Genomic DNA, 1077 nt, shown 5'->3' on the forward strand with positions numbered 1-1077 from the left:
TCGACGGTCTCGCTCGCTGCCTGCCCTGACCGACGCAGGTCGGCAAAGTCACGCGGGATCCCTGGCCGATTGAACCGGGCCTGCAGATCGGCCAGCGTCCGGTCCAGCCGGCCTCGGCTGGCCTCGACGTCCTGCTCTAGCTTGTCTGGCGAGTCGCTCATGTGTCCATCCGATCCGAGAGAACCTGTGCGTCCTGTTTGACCTGCCGTCCCGTGCGCGTCGGCTCCAGCGTGGACAGGGACGTCTTGCTGCGGCCGAACAACCCTAGGCCGAGTGCCAGCAGGAGGAAGACGCCACCCACGATCAGCGCTGCCAGCGCATCCGACTGCACGAGGACGGCAATCCCCTTCACCAAGGCGAGGAGCAGCGTGAACAGGCCCGCGATGGCGAACACGGCCGCCATGAGCAGCAGGCTGAGCCCCAGGGATATGCGATGGACCCCTTGCGCCAACTCGGTGCGGAACAGCGCGATCTCGCCGCCGACGAGATCTCGTAGCTCGCGGACTGCATCGCCGACGAGGGTCGGGATGCTGCGCGATCCTGGCTCGGCCATCTCGCCCTCCTAAACGTCAGACGTCAGACGTCGGGAGGACGTCGACCGGGACCACCGCGTGCGAGCGTGGGACCGGCTGAAGCTTGGATGCATTCACGAGGCGGAAGAGCGCGAGGCTCGTCAGAACAGCCGCCGCTGTCGCCAGACCAGGCCGGCGTCGGATTGCGGCGTGAACCTCGCCGTACATCTCGCTGAAGCTGCGACGTGAAATGTTCTCGGCCAACTCATCGACACCGAGCGCAGCCTGATCGAAAAATTCCTTCAGTTGCGGGAGCGCGTCGAAGCCGGCGCCTGTGTCGCGGATCGCATCACCGACGTCCGACACAAGCCGTGCCGCGTCGGCCTTGCGCTTCTCGATATAGCCCTGGGTCTGATCGCTCAGGGCGTCGGCAAAGCCTGGACCGGCCGCGCTCGGCCGGCCATTCTGAGCACCGTTCGGCATTGGGCAGTTACTCCGGGGCACTCTCGACCAGAAGGAACCGTAAGCGCCCCATACAGTTCCGCTGCACCGCCGGCTGCGTGGT

2 protein-coding genes are annotated in these 1077 nt (G+C 66.1%); both read right to left on the bottom strand.

The genetic code is table 11. The features are described from left to right. Positions 1–157 precede the first annotated feature (157 nt). Positions 158–553 (bottom strand): phage holin family protein, encoded by a 396-nt coding sequence (locus MKL01_RS34470; protein WP_243909671.1) that lies wholly within the window; start codon positions 551–553, stop codon positions 158–160. Positions 554–569: 16 nt separating this feature from the next. Continuing rightward, entirely contained in the window at positions 570–995 is a 426-nt protein-coding gene (locus MKL01_RS34475) for a hypothetical protein (protein ID WP_243909672.1), read from the bottom strand. Positions 996–1077: the final 82 nt, after the last annotated feature.

The sequence above is a fragment of the Methylobacterium sp. J-070 genome (assembly GCF_022829385.1).
Lineage (GTDB): Bacteria > Pseudomonadota > Alphaproteobacteria > Rhizobiales > Beijerinckiaceae > Methylobacterium.

Excerpts from the sequence above, each read along its gene's own strand:
- MKL01_RS34470 (WP_243909671.1), bottom strand. The coding sequence starts at position 553 with ATGGCCGAGCCAGGATCGCGCAGCATCCCGACCCTCGTCGGCGATGCA.
- MKL01_RS34475 (WP_243909672.1), bottom strand. The coding sequence starts at position 995 with ATGCCGAACGGTGCTCAGAATGGCCGGCCGAGCGCGGCCGGTCCAGGC.